Source organism: Pseudomonas sp. WS 5532, assembly GCF_012985445.1.
Lineage (GTDB): Bacteria > Pseudomonadota > Gammaproteobacteria > Pseudomonadales > Pseudomonadaceae > Aquipseudomonas > Aquipseudomonas edaphica.
Map to the genome: position 1 here is coordinate 33,036 of NZ_JAAQWK010000013.1, position 15,590 is coordinate 48,625.

Annotated in this window: 10 protein-coding genes; 5 read left to right on the top strand and 5 right to left on the bottom strand. The window is 60.5% G+C overall.

The genetic code is table 11. From position 1 onward, the window contains the following. Window positions 1-93 precede the first annotated feature (93 nt). From HBO23_RS21310 to HBO23_RS21320, 3 genes are read left to right on the top strand one after another with little or no spacing between them, the layout of a single operon-like run. Entirely contained in the window at window positions 94-1,335 is a 1,242-nt protein-coding gene (locus HBO23_RS21310) for an exonuclease SbcCD subunit D C-terminal domain-containing protein (protein WP_138449805.1), read from the top strand. Continuing rightward, window positions 1,332-4,970, top strand: coding sequence for an AAA family ATPase (locus HBO23_RS21315; RefSeq protein WP_170039635.1), 3,639 nt, complete (start codon window positions 1,332-1,334; stop codon window positions 4,968-4,970). The genes HBO23_RS21310 and HBO23_RS21315 overlap by 4 nt, the downstream gene beginning before the upstream one ends. After that, window positions 4,967-5,560: a glutathione S-transferase gene (locus HBO23_RS21320; RefSeq protein ID WP_170039638.1), complete on the top strand. Its 594-nt coding sequence runs from the start codon at window positions 4,967-4,969 to the stop codon at window positions 5,558-5,560. The genes HBO23_RS21315 and HBO23_RS21320 overlap by 4 nt, the downstream gene beginning before the upstream one ends. Before the next feature lie 126 nt (window positions 5,561-5,686). Here HBO23_RS21320 and HBO23_RS21325 read toward each other — a convergent pair whose 3' ends face one another. The 3 genes from HBO23_RS21325 to HBO23_RS21335 all read right to left on the bottom strand — a co-directional run bounded on the left by HBO23_RS21325 (window position 5,687) and on the right by HBO23_RS21335 (window position 7,481). Then, on the bottom strand, window positions 5,687-5,866 hold the full coding sequence (locus tag HBO23_RS21325) for a hypothetical protein (protein ID WP_017138150.1): 180 nt from the start codon (window positions 5,864-5,866) through the stop codon (window positions 5,687-5,689). A 156-nt stretch (window positions 5,867-6,022) separates the two neighbouring features. Continuing rightward, entirely contained in the window at window positions 6,023-7,198 is a 1,176-nt protein-coding gene (locus HBO23_RS21330) for a lactonase family protein (protein ID WP_170039641.1), read from the bottom strand. Continuing rightward, window positions 7,185-7,481: a DUF5629 family protein gene (locus tag HBO23_RS21335; RefSeq protein WP_099549315.1), complete on the bottom strand. Its 297-nt coding sequence runs from the start codon at window positions 7,479-7,481 to the stop codon at window positions 7,185-7,187. The genes HBO23_RS21330 and HBO23_RS21335 overlap by 14 nt, the downstream gene beginning before the upstream one ends. Window positions 7,482-7,667: 186 nt before the next feature. Between HBO23_RS21335 and HBO23_RS21340 the strand changes: the two genes are divergently transcribed. After that, entirely contained in the window at window positions 7,668-10,634 is a 2,967-nt protein-coding gene (locus HBO23_RS21340; RefSeq protein ID WP_170039644.1) for a DUF6543 domain-containing protein, read from the top strand. A 102-nt stretch (window positions 10,635-10,736) separates the two neighbouring features. Here HBO23_RS21340 and HBO23_RS21345 read toward each other — a convergent pair whose 3' ends face one another. Beyond that, entirely contained in the window at window positions 10,737-13,112 is a 2,376-nt protein-coding gene (locus HBO23_RS21345; RefSeq protein WP_017138146.1) for an RND family transporter, read from the bottom strand. 15 nt (window positions 13,113-13,127) lie between these two features. Beyond that, window positions 13,128-14,165, bottom strand: a complete 1,038-nt coding sequence (locus tag HBO23_RS21350; protein WP_170039745.1) for a YCF48-related protein — start codon at window positions 14,163-14,165, stop codon at window positions 13,128-13,130. A gap of 300 nt (window positions 14,166-14,465) precedes the next feature. On the opposite strand from HBO23_RS21350, the gene HBO23_RS21355 reads away from it, so the two are divergent. After that, window positions 14,466-15,581, top strand: a complete 1,116-nt coding sequence (locus HBO23_RS21355; protein WP_170039647.1) for a Gfo/Idh/MocA family oxidoreductase — start codon at window positions 14,466-14,468, stop codon at window positions 15,579-15,581. Window positions 15,582-15,590 lie beyond the last annotated feature (9 nt).

The window sequence follows — 15,590 nt, forward strand, 5'->3', positions numbered from 1 at the left end:
TACCAGCGGTTTTTACAGGTAAACTCCCTTCTTTTTCACCGCCCTTCTCTGTTCACGGCGGCCATTCACCTCTTGTATTTAACGGAGTTCGCCTTGCGTCTGTTCCACACCTCCGACTGGCACCTTGGCCAAAACCTGCACGGCCAGGAACGCGACTTCGAACACGCCTGTTTTCTCGACTGGCTGCTGGGCCAATTAAAAGCCGAGCAGCCGGATGCGCTGCTGATCGCCGGCGATATCTTCGACACGGTCAACCCGCCGCTCAAGGCACAGGAGCGCCTGTACGACTTCATCATCAGCGCCCACGAACAAAACCCCAAGCTGACCATTGTGATGATCGCCGGCAACCACGATTCCGGCTCGCGGATCGAGCTGCCCGCGCCGTTGATGCGCCGTTTGCGCACCCATGCATTGGGCCGCGTGCTGTGGCTGGACGACGGCCAATTGGACGCCGAGCGCCTGCTGATCCCGCTGCCCGACGCCAAAGGCAAGATCGCCGCCTGGTGCCTGGCGCTGCCGTTTTTGCGACCGGCGGAAGTCACGGGTGCGCACTTGGGCGACGACTATCTGCGGGGCATTGGCCAGGTGCATGAATGGCTGATCGCCGCCGCCAATGCCAAACGCAAGAAAGGCCAGGCGCTGATTGCCATCAGCCATGCGCACATGGCCGGTGGTTCGGTGTCGGAAGACTCCGAACGCAGCCTGATCATTGGTAATGCCGAAGCACTGCCTGCCAGCCTGTTCGATGCCAGTGTGAGTTATGTGGCGCTGGGCCATTTGCACAAGCCGCAGCAGGTCAACGGCGAAGAGCGCATTCGCTACAGCGGCTCGCCCATTCCCTTGTCGTTTTCCGAAATCGGCTACAAGCACCAGATTCTCGATGTGACCTTCCAGGGCCAACGCCTGGTGGGCGTCGAGCCACGCCTGATCCCACGCTCGGTCAACCTGCAACGCCTGGACGCTGCGCCGCTGGCGGATATCCTCGCACAGCTCGCCGACCTGCCCGACATCGACCTGCTCGCCGAAACCCAGCGCCACCCCTGGCTGGAGGTACGCGTGCGCCTCGACGAGCCGCAGCCGGACCTGCGCCAGCAAATCGAGACTGCCCTGCAAGGCAAGGCCGTGCGCCTGGTGCGCATCGCCGCCGAATACGCAGGCAAACGCGGCAGCGACGACACGGACGAAGCCGGTCTGGTCGAACTTGACCAGCTCACGCCCCAGGAACTGTTCAGCCGCGCCTGGCACGACAACTACGGCAGTGAGGTGGATGAACAGACCATGAAGGATTTCGCCGTGCTGCTTCAGGAAGTGCAACAGGAGGGCGAACAGCCATGAAGATCCTCGCCATCCGCCTGAAAAACCTCGCCTCCCTGGCTGGCCCGTTCGAGATCGACTTTACTGCCGAGCCCCTGGCCAGCGCCGGGTTGTTCGCGATTACCGGCCCAACCGGCGCGGGTAAAAGTACCCTGCTCGATGCCTTGTGCCTGGCACTGTTTGGCGCCGTGCCACGTTTGGGCGATACCGGCCAGGCCAAAATGCCCGATGCCGACAGCGATATCTCCATCGGCGACCCACGCACGCTGATTCGCCGCGGCACCGGCGGCGGGTACGCCGAGGTGGATTTTGTCGGCGTCAACGGCCGCCGTTACCGCGCCCGCTGGGAAGCCAACCGCGCCCGCGACAAGGCCAGTGGCAAGTTGCAGAACAGCCGCCAAAGCCTGACCGACCTGGACAGCGACCAACTGCTGGCCAGCCAGAAAACCGAATACAAGACCCAGCTGGAACTGGCCCTGGGCTTGAATTTCGAGCAATTCACCCGTGCCGTATTGCTGGCGCAAAGTGAGTTCAGCGCGTTCCTCAAGGCCAACGACAATGAGCGCAGCGAACTGCTGGAAAAGCTCACCGACACCGCGCTGTATACCCAGCTCGGCCGCCGCGCTTTCGACAAGGCCAAGGATGCCAGGGACGCGCATAAACAGCTGCAAGACCAGGCCACCGGCCTGGTGCCACTGGCGCCTGAGGCCCGCGCCGAACTTGACCAGCAGTTGGCCGAGGCGCAGCAGCACCTCAAGACCCAGCAGGCGCAACTCAAGCAGTTGGAGCTGCAACACACCTGGCTCAAGGAGCTACGTGAGTGGCAGGAGCGCCAGCTCAGTGCCACCGAACAATTGCAGCAAGCCCAACAGCTCTGGGACAGCCAAGGCCAACAGCGTCAGGACCTGAGCCGCCTGGAGCAGTTAGCGCCACAACGCCATCAGTTCGCGCGGCTGGCTGAACTCGACACCCTGCTCACCCCGCTGGCGGCGCAGATTCAACAGCACATCGAGCAGCAAACCGCGCTGCAAGCACGCCAGGAGCAGGCGCAACAACAGCAGGCCGCCGCCCAGGTCGCCTTGGCTGACGCCTTGAAACACCAGGCCGACGCCGTGCCCTTGCTGCGCCAGGCGTTCGAACAGCAGAGCACCCTCGCCCATCTGAGCAAAGACCTGGCCAAACGCAGTGACGACAAGCAACAACAGGAAACCGCCTGCGCCGAAGGGCAGTCGTTGCTCAATGGCTTGCTGGAGAAACAGGCCCAGGTTGCCGGGCGCCTGCAACGCCTGGCCGCTGAGCTTGAGCGCAGCGCTGCCTTTGCACCGCTGAGCGACGCTTGGACCGCCTATCGCGACCGCCTGCAACAGCTGATGCTGATCGGCAACCGCCTGAACAAGGGCCAGGCCGAACTGCCGCAGCTTGAACACAAAGCCGCCACCGCTGCCGAAAAATTCACCCAGCAGCGCGAGGCGTTGGACCTGCTGTACCAGGAAGCCGGCGCCGAACCGCACGCCGTCGCCGAGCAGGTCCAATTGCTCGCAAGCCTGCTGCAGGACAATCGCAAGCAGCAACGCGCCTTCGAAGACCTTACGCGCTTGTGGGACAGCCAGCAGCAGCTGGATATACAGAGCGCCGCGCTGACGCAAAAACTCGCAGACGCCCAGCAACAGCGCGAACAGTTGAACCAGACCGGCCTGCAAACCAAGGCCGAACTCACGGTGGCCGAGCAAACCCTGTCGGTGACCAAGCAACTGCTGGAACGCCAGCGGTTGGCGCGCAGTGCCAGTGTCGAAGAGCTGCGCGAGCAGTTGCAGGACGACCAGCCGTGCCCTGTGTGCGGCAGCCATGAGCATCCGTACCATCAGCCCGAAGCCTTGCTGCAAAGCCTTGGCCGCCATGATGAAAACGAAGAAGCCACGGCGCAGAAGGCCGTCGATACGCTGAAGGAAAAACTCACCGAGCTGCGTGGCGAAGTGGGCGGCTTGATCGCCCAGCAAAAGGAGTTCCTGCAACAGCAAGAGCTGTTGGCGACACAACAACAGGGCCTGGCCCCCAGCTTGCAAGCACATCCATTGTCGGCCTCGCTGTTTAATCAGGACGCCACCCAGCGCAGCGCCTGGCTGGCCCAGCAGTTGGCGCAACTTACGCAAAGCATCGCCCAGGATGAGCAACGCCAAGGCGCCCTGCTCAACCTGCAACAAAATGCCGGGCGCTTGCAGCAACAACTGCAAGCGGCCCAGGATGCCAGCCAGCAAGCCCGCCAGCTGCTGGTGGACCAGCAACGCGAACTGTCCAATGACCGTGAGCGCCTGGACGAAGAACTGCAGGCCTTCGCCGGCCTGCTACCGGCCGACACCCTCGACGGTTTGCGCCGTGAACCGGCAGCGACCTTTATGCAGCTGGACCAGCACGTCAGCCAGCGCCTGGAACAGCTGGGCCATCAGCGTGATGAGTTGGCTGAACAGCAAGAACGCCAGCAGGCCATCGAAAAAGAGCAGACCCATCAGCAGCATCGCCAGCAGCAGGTGGAAGCCTTGCAACAGCAAGTCACCGAGCTGACCACCCAGCAACAGGCCGCCCAGGCAATACTCACCGCCTTGCTCGGCGAGCACACCAGTGCCCAACAGTGGCAACACCGGCTGGATGAGGCCGTGGCGCAAGCTCGCCGAAGCGAGACAGACGCCAACCAACAGCTGCAAGAGCTGCGCGATGCCCTGATCCAATTGGCTGCCGACCTCAAGGCCCAGCAGGAACGCGTACAGGCGCTGACCGCCGAGCAGCAGACCCTCGATGCGCGCCTGGGCGAATGGCGCGCGCTGCACCCGCAACTGGATAACGACGGTCTTACGCGTTTGCTGGCCTTTGATGACAGCCAAGTCAGCGCCTTGCGCCAGCAGTTGCAGCACAGCGAAAAAGCCGTCGAGCAAGCCAAGGTGTTGTTGCAGGAGCGCGAACAGCGCCTGGCCGAACACCAGGCCTTGCACAATGGCAACCTGGACGCCGAACAGCTGGACAGCAGTCTCGCCGCGCTTAATCAGCAATTGGCCGAGGGCGACAGCCGCTGCGCCGAATTGCGTGCGCGTCAGTCCGAAGACCAACGTCGCCAGGACGCCAACCATGTCCTGGGCGAGCATATCGCCAAGGCTTATGACGAGTGGCAGCGCTGGGCACGCCTGAATGCGCTGATCGGCTCGGCCACCGGCGACACGTTCCGCAAGATCGCCCAGGCCTACAACCTCGACTTGCTGGTACACCACGCCAACGTGCAGTTGCGCCAACTGGTGCGCCGCTATCGCCTCAAGCGCGGCGGCAGCATGTTGGGGCTGTTGGTGATGGACACAGAGATGGGCGACGAATTGCGCTCGGTGCATTCGCTGTCGGGTGGCGAGACGTTCCTGGTGTCGCTGGCGTTGGCGTTGGGGCTGGCGTCGATGGCGTCCAGCACCTTGAAAATCGAGTCGCTGTTTATCGACGAAGGTTTTGGCAGCCTGGACCCCGAATCGCTGCAATTGGCGATGGACGCGCTGGACGGCTTGCAAGCCCAGGGCCGCAAGGTGGCAGTGATCTCCCACGTACAGGAAATGCATGAGCGCATCCCGGTGCAGATCCAGGTCAAGCGCCAGGGCAATGGTTTGAGCACGCTGGAGGTCAAGTGAGCGAGGCGCTGCTGTATTCGTTTCGGCGCTGCCCGTACGCGATGCGGGCGCGCCTGGCCGTGCGCTATTCGGGCCTGCCCGTGCAGATCATCGAAGTGAGCCTCAAGGCCAAGCCGGCCGAGATGCTGGCACTGTCGCCCAAGGGCACGGTGCCGGTGCTTTGCGTGGGCTGCCAGGTGATCGAGGAAAGCCTGGAAATCATGCATTGGGCGCTGGCGCAGCACGATCCTGATGATTGGTTGCTACAAGGCGACCCGAGGGTTCAGGAACTGATCGCTGAGAACGACCAGGTGTTCAAACATCATTTGAATCGATACAAGTACGCCGAGCGCTACCCCGAGCAGCCGATGGAACATTATCGGGCCGAGGGCGAGGTGTTTTTGCAGAAGCTGGAAGCGTTGCTGGCGGGGAATGATTACTTGCTGGCCGAGCATTTGAGCCTGGCCGATATGGCACTGGCGCCGTTTGTGCGTCAGTTTGCGCATGTCGACCGCGAGTGGTTTGCTTGTACCCCGTATCACCGGTTACAGACCTGGCTACAGCGCTTTCTGGAATCGCCGCTGTTTGTGGCGGTCATGGCAAAATCCTGAGGTCCACACAATCAAATGTGGGAGCTGGCTTGCCTGCGATGCCGACGACTCGGTGTAACTGATCCACCGCATCGATTTCATCGCAGGCAAGCCAGCTCCCACATTTGACCGTCGCTTGGCTCAAGCTCAGTGCTGGGCTTTGTGATCCAGTGCGGCATAGAAGTTGGCGCTTTGTTGCAGGTATTTCTGGGTGTAGGCGGTGGTGGTGGATTTTTTGCCGGTGACTTCCACGCTGGCGGCAGCAGGCAATGCCACGGTGGCGGAAACAGCGGAAGCAGCGATGATGGAGAAGAGGTTCAAGTTCATGGCGGTAACCCTTGTGTTCGTTTGGTTAGGTGGCCAGGGAAGGCCTTGGAACCAAACTTACGCCCGAGGGTTAAACCTTAGAAATGCTTTGAAACAGTAGCCGCTATTAATAGAATTAATACAAAGGGTCAGGCCCCGCACTGCGGGGCCTGTGGCTTATTGACGCACCAGGAACTTGAGGTCGCTGGGCGCATCGATCGACTGTTTCTGCACGGTTTTACCCAGCAGGCCGGTCTTGGGGTCGCGTTCGACCACCACGATTTCATTGCTTTTCTGGTTGGCGATCAGCAAAAACTTGCCGCTCGGATCCAGGCTGAACTCGCGCGGGTGGTCACCTTCTACCGAACGGCGCTGCAGTTCCTTGAGGTGCGCGGTGGCCGGGTCGATGCTGAACACCAGCACCTGGTTGGCCGTGCCACGGTTGCTCACGTACAGGAATTTGCCGTCGCTTGAGGCGTGTACGGCCGCACCGGCCTTGTCGGAAACCGGCTGCCCGGCGGCAAAATCGACCAACTGGGTCTGGCTGAGCTTGCCGTCGTTGTAATCGAACACAGCCACCTGAGCGCTCATTTCAGTGGTCAGCCAGGCATGCTTGCCATCGGCGCTGAACAACAGGTGACGCGGGCCGCTGCCCGGTGGCAATTGCACAAAGGCGGGGTCGGCCGGGGTCAAGGGCAGTTCGTGGTTGGCCTTGGGATCGTAGTGGTAGGCAAACACCTTGTCGGCGCCCAGGTCCTGTACAAACACATACTTGCCATCCGGCGACGACACCACCGAGTGCACGTGGTTGGAGGCCTGACGCTCAGGGTTCACGCGGCTGGCCGGGTGCGCGCTCAGTTGCACCGGCGACGACAGCTTGCCATTGGCGTCAACCGGCAGCACGGCCAGGCTGCCGCCCGGGTCTTCCAGCACCGAATAGTTGGCGACGAACAGGTAACGGCCATCAGCGGCCAGGCTGGAATGGGTCGGTTCGTTGCCCAGGCTCTGCACCTGGTTGATCAGGCTGAGCTGATGATTCTGCGGGTCGATGCTGTAGCTGCTGATGCGGCCGACCGGATCTTTTTGCCCTGGGCCGTTCTCGTTGACCACAAACAGGTGCTTGCGGTCTTTGGAAATCGTCAGCCACGAGGGGTTGGCCGCTTTGGCCGCCAGCACGGGTTTGCCGCTGAATTGGCCGGTGCGGCTGTCAAATTGCAGGCGGTAAATACCTTCGCTGGTGCCGGCGGTGTAGCTGCCCACCAACAGTTCATAGGTGTCGGCCGGCGCGGCTTGCACCGACATCGCACCGACACTGCCCGCCATCAACAGGGGCCAGAATTTACGCATCATCATCCGCTTCGTCCTCGTCGTTATTGTTGCCGGTGACGCCGCTCATGCAGACCAGGCGATGCTCGCCCGAGTCACCGGTAAGGGTCCAGCTTTGCAAGGTGGGATCAAACACTGCTGCTTTGACTTGCTCCAGGCTGAAGCTCCAGCGCTTTTCGGCGCGACCGTCCATGCAAATGACCAACAGTTTCTGGTCATCCAGGCTGAAATCAAAGGTGTGCAGCCCATCGATTTCAACCATCTGGCAGTCTTCAAAAGCATGCAGCAAGGTAGCGGTGTCGGCAGTCATAGACATCAATCATCAAGGGGAAAGCGCTCATGATAGGGCAAATTACTGCATCAGCCTAAAACCCTGCCTCAAACACACCAACGCGCATCATGCAGTACCCAGATACCGCTCCTTTACCACGAGATCGACGTTAACTCGCCATGACACCTGTGATGTTCGATTAACCAATCGTGGAGACCTCAAAAAATGCTACCACCGTCCATCAACGAGCCGCCTGCCAGCGATGTGATGCTCGCGCAATGCCCAAGCATGGGCGCTACCGTCAGCGCGCAGTTCGCAGACCGCCCCAGGCTTGAAGCCGTCGTAGAGCAAATGTTGGCGACAACCCTTACGCAAAAATACCCGGGCATGGCGCTGGACCTTTCCCGCACCCAACTGGCGACGCCCCAGGCCGATGGGCGCTATACCTTCGAGCGACTCACGACAAAAGCGCTGGACTATCTGGCCGATGGGGCCGCCTTGGACTTTAGTGCGGTAGGCTCGCACGCCTTTTTCCTCACTGAGCAGGCACCCACGCCCATCACCACCCCCGCCGGTGACGCGCTGGACATGATGCAGGTCGAGGCACTGATTCGCGAACTGGCCTGGTCGCTGCCGATCGGCCTGCAAGATGCCTTGACGGCCTATTGGAACCCGGCCGGCGAGCTACCCAGCCGTTGGAGTTTACTCAGTGAGAGCTTGGTGCAAGCGCTGCAGATTTCAGTGCTGACCCAGCCAGGCTTGAGCGATATTGAGCGCGAGACGGTACAACAGGTCATTGACTTCCCTGACAGTTATCCGCGTCAGCAAAATAACGACAGCAACACCCTTGTCTACGAACTGGAAACCTACCTGAACAGCGCCAGCGGCAACTCGGTTTTATTCGCCCCCGAGCTGTTGCTGGAGCGTACCGTCAATACGCATACGGTCGTTCTGTTATGCCATCCGGGTGGAAAAATCGAAACATTTAGCTCAATGGATGCCTTTAACCAGCATTGGGGCAGCGCCCTCACCGCTCAATACAGCGTCGATTCGCTGAGCTGCAAACGTTACGAGGTTTATGGCGATGCGTTCGGGCATCAAGCCGAACTGATCCTGAATCAACAATTACTCAACATTGAAGCCGTGAAACTGCCCTGCTCCTTCGGGAAGGCTAAGCTGCAAGCGCTTTACCATGAGCTCAGTGACCCGACGCCCTGCTTTGCCAACACGACCCAAGTCCAGGCACAGTTTCAGAACGTGCTGAGCCCGCAACTGCCAGACTGGCTCCAAAACGCCTCGCACATCCCCAAAAAAAACTACTCCCGCTACAGTTTGGGGTTGGCGAACAGTAAGCGGCTCAGCAGGGGCCATACCTTTCTCAGCGGCATTACGGACATCAACGCCTTCACCACCGCCGCCTTGTCAAAGGCGCTCGACGCCGAGCAGCAAAGCCTGCCCGCGAGCGACGAAGAGGCTGCGCTACCCGAGACCTATGCGCCCGACAAAGTGCTTGTCACGGTGACCCCTGCTGCTGACGCTGAAGACACCGCACAGGGCATTTCCACTGAGTCGATGAGCCTGACAGACCTGGTGATCACCTGCCTGAAAGGCCGCCCTGCTGGCGCCTTTACCCTGGCGCACCGTGACGGCCTGACCCTGCCTGGATGGTTGACGGCGGACTTCATCACCCGCAACGGCGGGCTAATTGAGAGACTCGACATCGGCAAGGCTTATTCCGACTACCTCGAAACACAGTTATTGAATCACACGCCAGAGTCTTTCGCGCGCAAGCGCCAGCTCGTCGCCCAGCTATGTTATCAACTACCGTTGCAGGCGCTGGAGTTGCATCTGAAACAACCGAGCAGTGTCAGCGCACTGGCCGCCGGATACGTTGCCACGCTGCTGCAGCACAACGCCAACGAAGCCTCCATTGGCAGCAAAGGCTTCGTCGACACCCCATCGGTGATCATTCAACCGTTGGCACTGTTGCGCGCAGCGCAAGCGGAACCTGACGTCGTCAGCGCTATGTTCATCATCGAAGCGCAGGACAAGAGCAAAGGCCCCCATCTGCTTTACCGCCCCTTTTATGCACACGCCTTATGTGAGTTCGCCACACGCGACGCGCTGCTGAATGCTATCTCGCAGCCAGGAGAACTGCACGACAGTGTGCTGGCCTGGATGTCCGATGAAGCCCGGGCTGTCTATGACAACGGTGGCCTCCTGGCACCCCATCCCCTGGATGTTGGCCTGAATGCCGAGTCTGTACCCGATTCACCCCTACCCACGGCACAACTGGCCGATCAACGCGAGGTCGACAAATCGCTGACAAGCATGAACTTCTCCAGCGCCCAGTCCTTCCTCTACTTCTACATCGTAGAGGCGCTGACCAATGTGGGAGGTGATGGCGCGCCGCTGAATAAAACAAAACGCTGGGCAGCATTGCTGGAAATGAGCGGCGGCCCGTTTGATGCGTTACTGCAGCCGCAACAGCGAGCACCGGTTTTGCTGACCGCCTGGCTAGGCACACTGGTGAATCAATTGACGCCTGATCTGCCTGCACTCAATAGCAATGACCCCATCACACGCGAAGTGGCCATAGCCGACATGACACTCAACCTGGCTATCCTGCTCGCTGAAAGCATGCCGGTTGCCTCGACCACCGAGCCTGTGGACGCCACGCTCAAAGACCAGGCGTTACGCCCGCCCGCGCCGCGTCAATCCCAAGAGGGACGGCAGCTCTCCAGCAACGTGGTACTGACGGAAAACGTCATTGGCTACTACTACGGAGCCAACAAAAAGCTCGATTCAGCACTGGAATTTGGATACACCTTTTTCCAAAACAGAATGCCGTACGGGCATTGGGCGAACGTCACCAGCTTTTTCGGCGTTGCCTGTTTTGAAGCGCTGCCTGAAGCTTCGTCTGACGGCCCGTACCGAGGGCTATACCGGATCGACAACGCCTGGCACTTGAACGTCTATGGGATTCTTTTCAAGGTCATCATGCTCGACGACGAGCGTGTGTCGATCGTTCGCGCGAGTTCAGGCACCCGCGGACCTCGCTTAAAAGTCGACGAGCAAGGCAATTGGTCGTTCGATATGAGCCTACGCGTAAAAGGCGGTAGCGTGCTCAAGCGCCTGGCTACCGAACGCACCCGCAGGGCCCAAATCCCGCCAGCCGTGGCAGGCCTGTAGCGTGCAAAACAAGGCACGGCTTCGCCATCGGTAGGCACACAGTAAAACGCCCGACGGGTCAGGTCGGGCGTTTGTTTCCAAATTGCCTGTGGTCAAGCATGCTCAGTGCGCAAACAATGAATTGCCCTTCTGCCCCGCCAGCTTCTCGGGTTTGATCAGGAACCGCGCCAGTGCCGGCAACAGCCACAGCGCACCGAACATGTTCCACAGCAGCATGAAGGTCAGCATCAGGCCCATGTCGGCCTGGAACTTGATAGCCGAGAAGATCCAGGTGCACACACCGATGGCCAGGCACAGGCCGGTGAACAGCACGGCTTTACCGGTGGACTTGAGCGTCTGGTAGTAGGCCTCTTGCAACGGCAGGCCGGCGCGCAGGAAGCTTTCCAGGCGGCTGTAGATGTAAATGCCGTAGTCCACGCCAATCCCCACGCCCAGCGCCACCACCGGCAAGGTTGCGACCTTGACCCCGATGCCCATGAACGCCATCAGGGCATTGCCCAGCACTGAGGTCAGCACCAGCGGCAACACGATGCACAGGGTCGCCGCCCAGGAGCGGAAGGTGATCATGCACATGGTGGCCACGCACAGGTACACCAGAATCAGGATGGTCAGCTCCGACTCCTTGATCACCTCGTTAGTGGCAGCTTCGATCCCGGCGTTACCGGCGGCGAGGATAAATTCCAGGCCGTCCTTGTTGTTTTCCCTGGCGAAGTCCTGCACCGCATGCACGGCGCGGTCGAGGGTTTCGGCCTTGTGGTCGTTGAGGAACACCAGCACCGGCGCCAGTGAGCAATTGTTGTTGTACAGGCCGTCGGCGCGGGCAATGGAGTTGTTCAGTACGTCGGGGTTACGCGACAGGGTTTCCCATTTGAGGTTGCCCTCGTTCATGCCCTTGATCATCTGCTTGGACACGGTCACCAGCGAGATCGCCGACTGCACGCCCTCGGTGTTCTGCATCTTCCACATCAACTGGTCGATGGGCGCCATGGCTTCATAACGCGAGCAGCCTTCGGCCTTGGTCTTGACCATCACCACCAGCACATCGGAGCTGGTGGAGTAGTTACTGATGATGAAGTTGTTGTCTTTGTTGTAGCGCGAGTCCGGGCGCAGTTCCGGCGCGCCCTGGTCGAGGTCACCGATCTTGAGGTTCTGGCTGTACCAGAGGCCGCCGCCGAAGGCGACCAGCGCGAGCAGGATCGAGACTGGCGCAACTTTCGCGCTGGCGAACTTGGACAGCAGGCGCCAGAACGGGTGTTCGCGGTGCGCGTCCTTCTTGCTCTTGGCGATCGCGCGCTTGCTGATGCCGACATAGGAGATCGCCACCGGCAGCAGGATCAGGTTGGTGAACACAATCACCGCCACGCCGATGGACGCGCCGATGGCCAGTTCACGGATCACGCCGATGTCGATGATCAGCAGCGTGATAAAGCCCACGGCGTCGGCGAGGATCGCAATCATGCCGGGCAGGAACAGTTGCCGGAACGTGCGCCGTGCCGCGGTCAGGGCGTTATCTGCCTCGCTGGATTGCAGGGCGATGCCGTTGATCTTCTGCACGCCATGGGAAATACCGATGGCAAAGATCAGGAACGGCACCAGCATCGAATAGGGATCCAGGCCGAAGCCGAAAAAGTGCATCAGCCCCAATTGCCAGATCACCGCCACCAGCGTGGTACTCAACACCGCGACAGTACTGCGCAGGCAGTTGGTGAACCACAGCAACAGGATCAAGGTGATCACAAACGCGATGCCGAAGAACATCACCACCATTACCAGGCCGTCGATCAGGTCACCGACCTTCTTGGCGAAACCGACGATATGGATCTTGACGTTGGGGTTTTGCGCTTCGAACTTGTCGCGGATCTTGTCTTCGAGTTCATGGGAAAACTTGCGGTAGTCCAGGGCCAGCAACTTGCCTTGGTCCTGCGGGTCCGGGTAGGACTCCAGCAAAGGAATATCGACGATACTCGACTTGAAATCGTTGGCCACCAGACGCCCGACCTGGCCGGACTTGAGCACGTTGTTGCGCAGTTGGTCGAGGCTTTGCGGCGAGCCGTTGTAGCTTTGCGGGATTACTTCACCGCCGGCAAAACCCTCTTCGGTGACTTCGGTCCAGCGCACGCTGGGGCTCCACAGCGACTTGAGGCCCGAGCGGTCAACGCCGGAGATGTAGAACACCTCGTCGTTGATCTGCCTCAGCGTCTCCATGTACTCCTTCGAGAAGATGTCGCCATCCTTGGCCTCCACCGAGATGCGCACGGTGTTGCCCAGGTTCGCCAGGTCGTTACGGTGCTCCATCATCTTTTCGATGAAGGGGTGCTTGAGGGGGATCATCTTTTCAAAGCTGGTGGACGGGCGGATCAAGGTCGCCTGCCAGAACAGGAAAATACTCACCAGCAGGCAGATAACGATCACTGCCGGGCGGTTGTTGAAGATCAGGCGCTCAAGAAAGGTCGCTTTATCGTTGTGATGACTGCTCATTCTTTCCCCGCCTTCTTATTGTTTTTCGAGTTCAGCGCCGGTTGCCTTGGCAACACGAACGCCGCCCTGCCCCGCCAGAATCAAGTTGCCATTGCCCGCCGCCGTGACCGAGGAGAGCGAAATGCGGTCCGGGCGGTTGAATACGCTGAAGGTCTGGCCGTCGTCGTGGCTGATCACCACGCTGCCGCCGTTGCCGACCACCACGATGGCGCCGTCATCGAGCAACGTCGCCCCCGACAAGCCAAACTCCAGGGCACCACGCGCCGCATTCAACTCCACTGGCTCCCACGTGCTGCCAAAATCGGTGGAGCGGTAGAGATTGCCGCGCAGGCCATACGCCAACAGGGTCTGCGGCTGGGCGGTGCCGATCACTCCGAACAGCGAGCCCTCATAGGGGCCTTCGAGTTTTTCCCAGGTCTGGCCGTCGTCGCTGGAGCGGAACATGCTGCCCTGCTCGCCGACGATAAACAGCCCGGCACCCTTGATAGCGGCGATGGCATTGAGGTGGAACTGGTCTTCGTTGTCGAGGCGATCACTCACGTCGTCCCAGGTTTTGCCGCCGTCGGTGGTTTCGATCAGCGCACCGTAGGCGCCCACGGCCAGGCCATGCTCGGCATCCTTGAACCACACGTCGAGCAATGGCGCTTCGCGCTTGAGGTCCTGGTATTGCTGAGCCCAGGTGGCGCCACCGTCGGTGCTGGCCAGGATCTGCGCGTCATGGCCCACCGCCCAACCGTGTTTGTCGTCAACGAAATACACCGCCGTGAGCAGTTGCCGGGTCGGCACTTTGGCTTGGGTCCAGGTGTTGCCCTGGTCATCGGAATAAAGGATGTGCCCGCGATCGCCGACCGCCACCAGGCGCTTGCCGGCATGCACGACATCGATCATCAGGCCTTTGGCGGCCTTGGGAGACTCAATTGCAAATACCGGCTGTGCGCTGCTGGTGTCGCCGGTTGCCAGCGCGGGTGTCGACAACGCCCCAAGCAGCGAGAGCGCTGTGGCCAGCATCGCAACCCTGCGTGCGGCGCGCGGGCGGCAAACAGCCCAACCCATGACAGGCTCACTCATAGACCTTTCTCCCCATTTATTATTGTTAGGTGGTCTCGCCTTCCCGGGCTCTGAAACCTGCAATCTAGAGCGCCTGGAGGAAGCAGGGGCCATCCTATCGGGCTTTGGAATCGTCTGACAATCGGCGCTACGTTATCTTTTGTTAACTGACGGGTTTTGGCGCTGGCCTGAATATGCCTGCATTACCCAGGCTGATTAATGAATTTTTATTCCATCTATTGAATTATGGGAATTTTTATTCCATTAATAGCCTTCCTGACAACAATAATCCAAAGGACCACGGCGATGCGTGAACTCGGAATCGGCTTGATCGGCACAGGCTTTATGGGGCGCGCCCATGCGCTGGCGTTCAACAATGCCCGCGCGGTATTCGAACTGCCGGTACACCTCAAGCTGGCGGCGCTGGCCGATGCCGACACCGAACGCGCCCAACGTTGCGCCACGGCCTGGGGCTTTGCCCAGGCCCACGGTGACTGGCAGGCGCTGGTCAACGACCCTAATGTCGATGTGGTGGCCATCACCACGCCCAATCACTTGCACTACCCCATGGCCATGGCGGCCATTGCGGCGGGCAAGGCGGTGTATTGCGAAAAACCCCTGGCGGTCAGCCTGGAACAGGCCGACGCCATGCGCCGTGCCGCAAGTGCTGCCGGCGTGGTCACCCGGGTCGGTTACAACTACCAGCACAACCCGATGATTGGCCTGGCCAGGCAGATGATTGTCGACGGCGAACTGGGCGAGATCATCAGCTTCCAGGGCGAGTTCAGCGAAGACTTCATGGCCGACCCGGCCTCGCCGTGGTCATGGCGCTGTGAAGTGGAACATGCCGGTGGCGCGCTGGCGGATCTGGGCAGCCATCTGCTGTCGATGGCGCGCTATCTGGTGGGCGATGTGGTGAGCGTGTGTGCCGACACACACACCGTGCATGCCCAGCGCCCTGCCGTCAAAGGCAGCAACGCGCTCAAACCCATTGCAGTGGATGACCAAGTGCATGCACTGCTGCGTTTCGCCAATGGCGCCCGTGGCACCGTGAGCAGCAGTTGGCTCAAGCAGGGCTACAAGAACCACCTGAGTTTTGAAATCAGCGGCACTCGCGGCACGTTGGCGTTCGATCAGGAACGCTTGAATGAGCTGCGCATATGCCGCGCCGGCCAGGACGGTTTCCAGCGTGTGCTCGCCGGGCCCGCCCTGCCCGGCTATGCCGCATTCAGCCCGGCTGCCGGGCATCAACTGGGTTACAACGAATTGAAGACCCTGGAAGTGCAGGAGCTGGTCATGGCGTTGGCGGGCCAAGGTGCAGCGGGCACTGACTTTGAAGCCGCCTGGGCGGTCGAGCGGCTGGCAACGGCGATTCGCCTGGCCGCCCGTGAGGAGCGCTGGGTCGACGTAGGTGAGGTCTGATCAAGGGGA

What these genes read in the sequence shown, in the direction of transcription:
- HBO23_RS21315 (WP_170039635.1), top strand. Translation starts at nt 1,332, where the DNA reads ATGAAGATCCTCGCCATCCGCCTGAAAAACCTCGCCTCCCTGGCTGGC.
- HBO23_RS21325 (WP_017138150.1), bottom strand. Translation starts at nt 5,866, where the DNA reads ATGAACTTGAACCTCTTCTCCATCATCGCTGCTTCCGCTGTTTCCGCC.
- HBO23_RS21330 (WP_170039641.1), bottom strand. Translation starts at nt 7,198, where the DNA reads ATGATGATGCGTAAATTCTGGCCCCTGTTGATGGCGGGCAGTGTCGGT.
- HBO23_RS21335 (WP_099549315.1), bottom strand. Translation starts at nt 7,481, where the DNA reads ATGACTGCCGACACCGCTACCTTGCTGCATGCTTTTGAAGACTGCCAG.
- HBO23_RS21340 (WP_170039644.1), top strand. Translation starts at nt 7,668, where the DNA reads ATGCTACCACCGTCCATCAACGAGCCGCCTGCCAGCGATGTGATGCTC.
- HBO23_RS21345 (WP_017138146.1), bottom strand. Translation starts at nt 13,112, where the DNA reads ATGAGCAGTCATCACAACGATAAAGCGACCTTTCTTGAGCGCCTGATC.
- HBO23_RS21350 (WP_170039745.1), bottom strand. Translation starts at nt 14,165, where the DNA reads ATGGGTTGGGCTGTTTGCCGCCCGCGCGCCGCACGCAGGGTTGCGATG.
- HBO23_RS21355 (WP_170039647.1), top strand. Translation starts at nt 14,466, where the DNA reads ATGCGTGAACTCGGAATCGGCTTGATCGGCACAGGCTTTATGGGGCGC.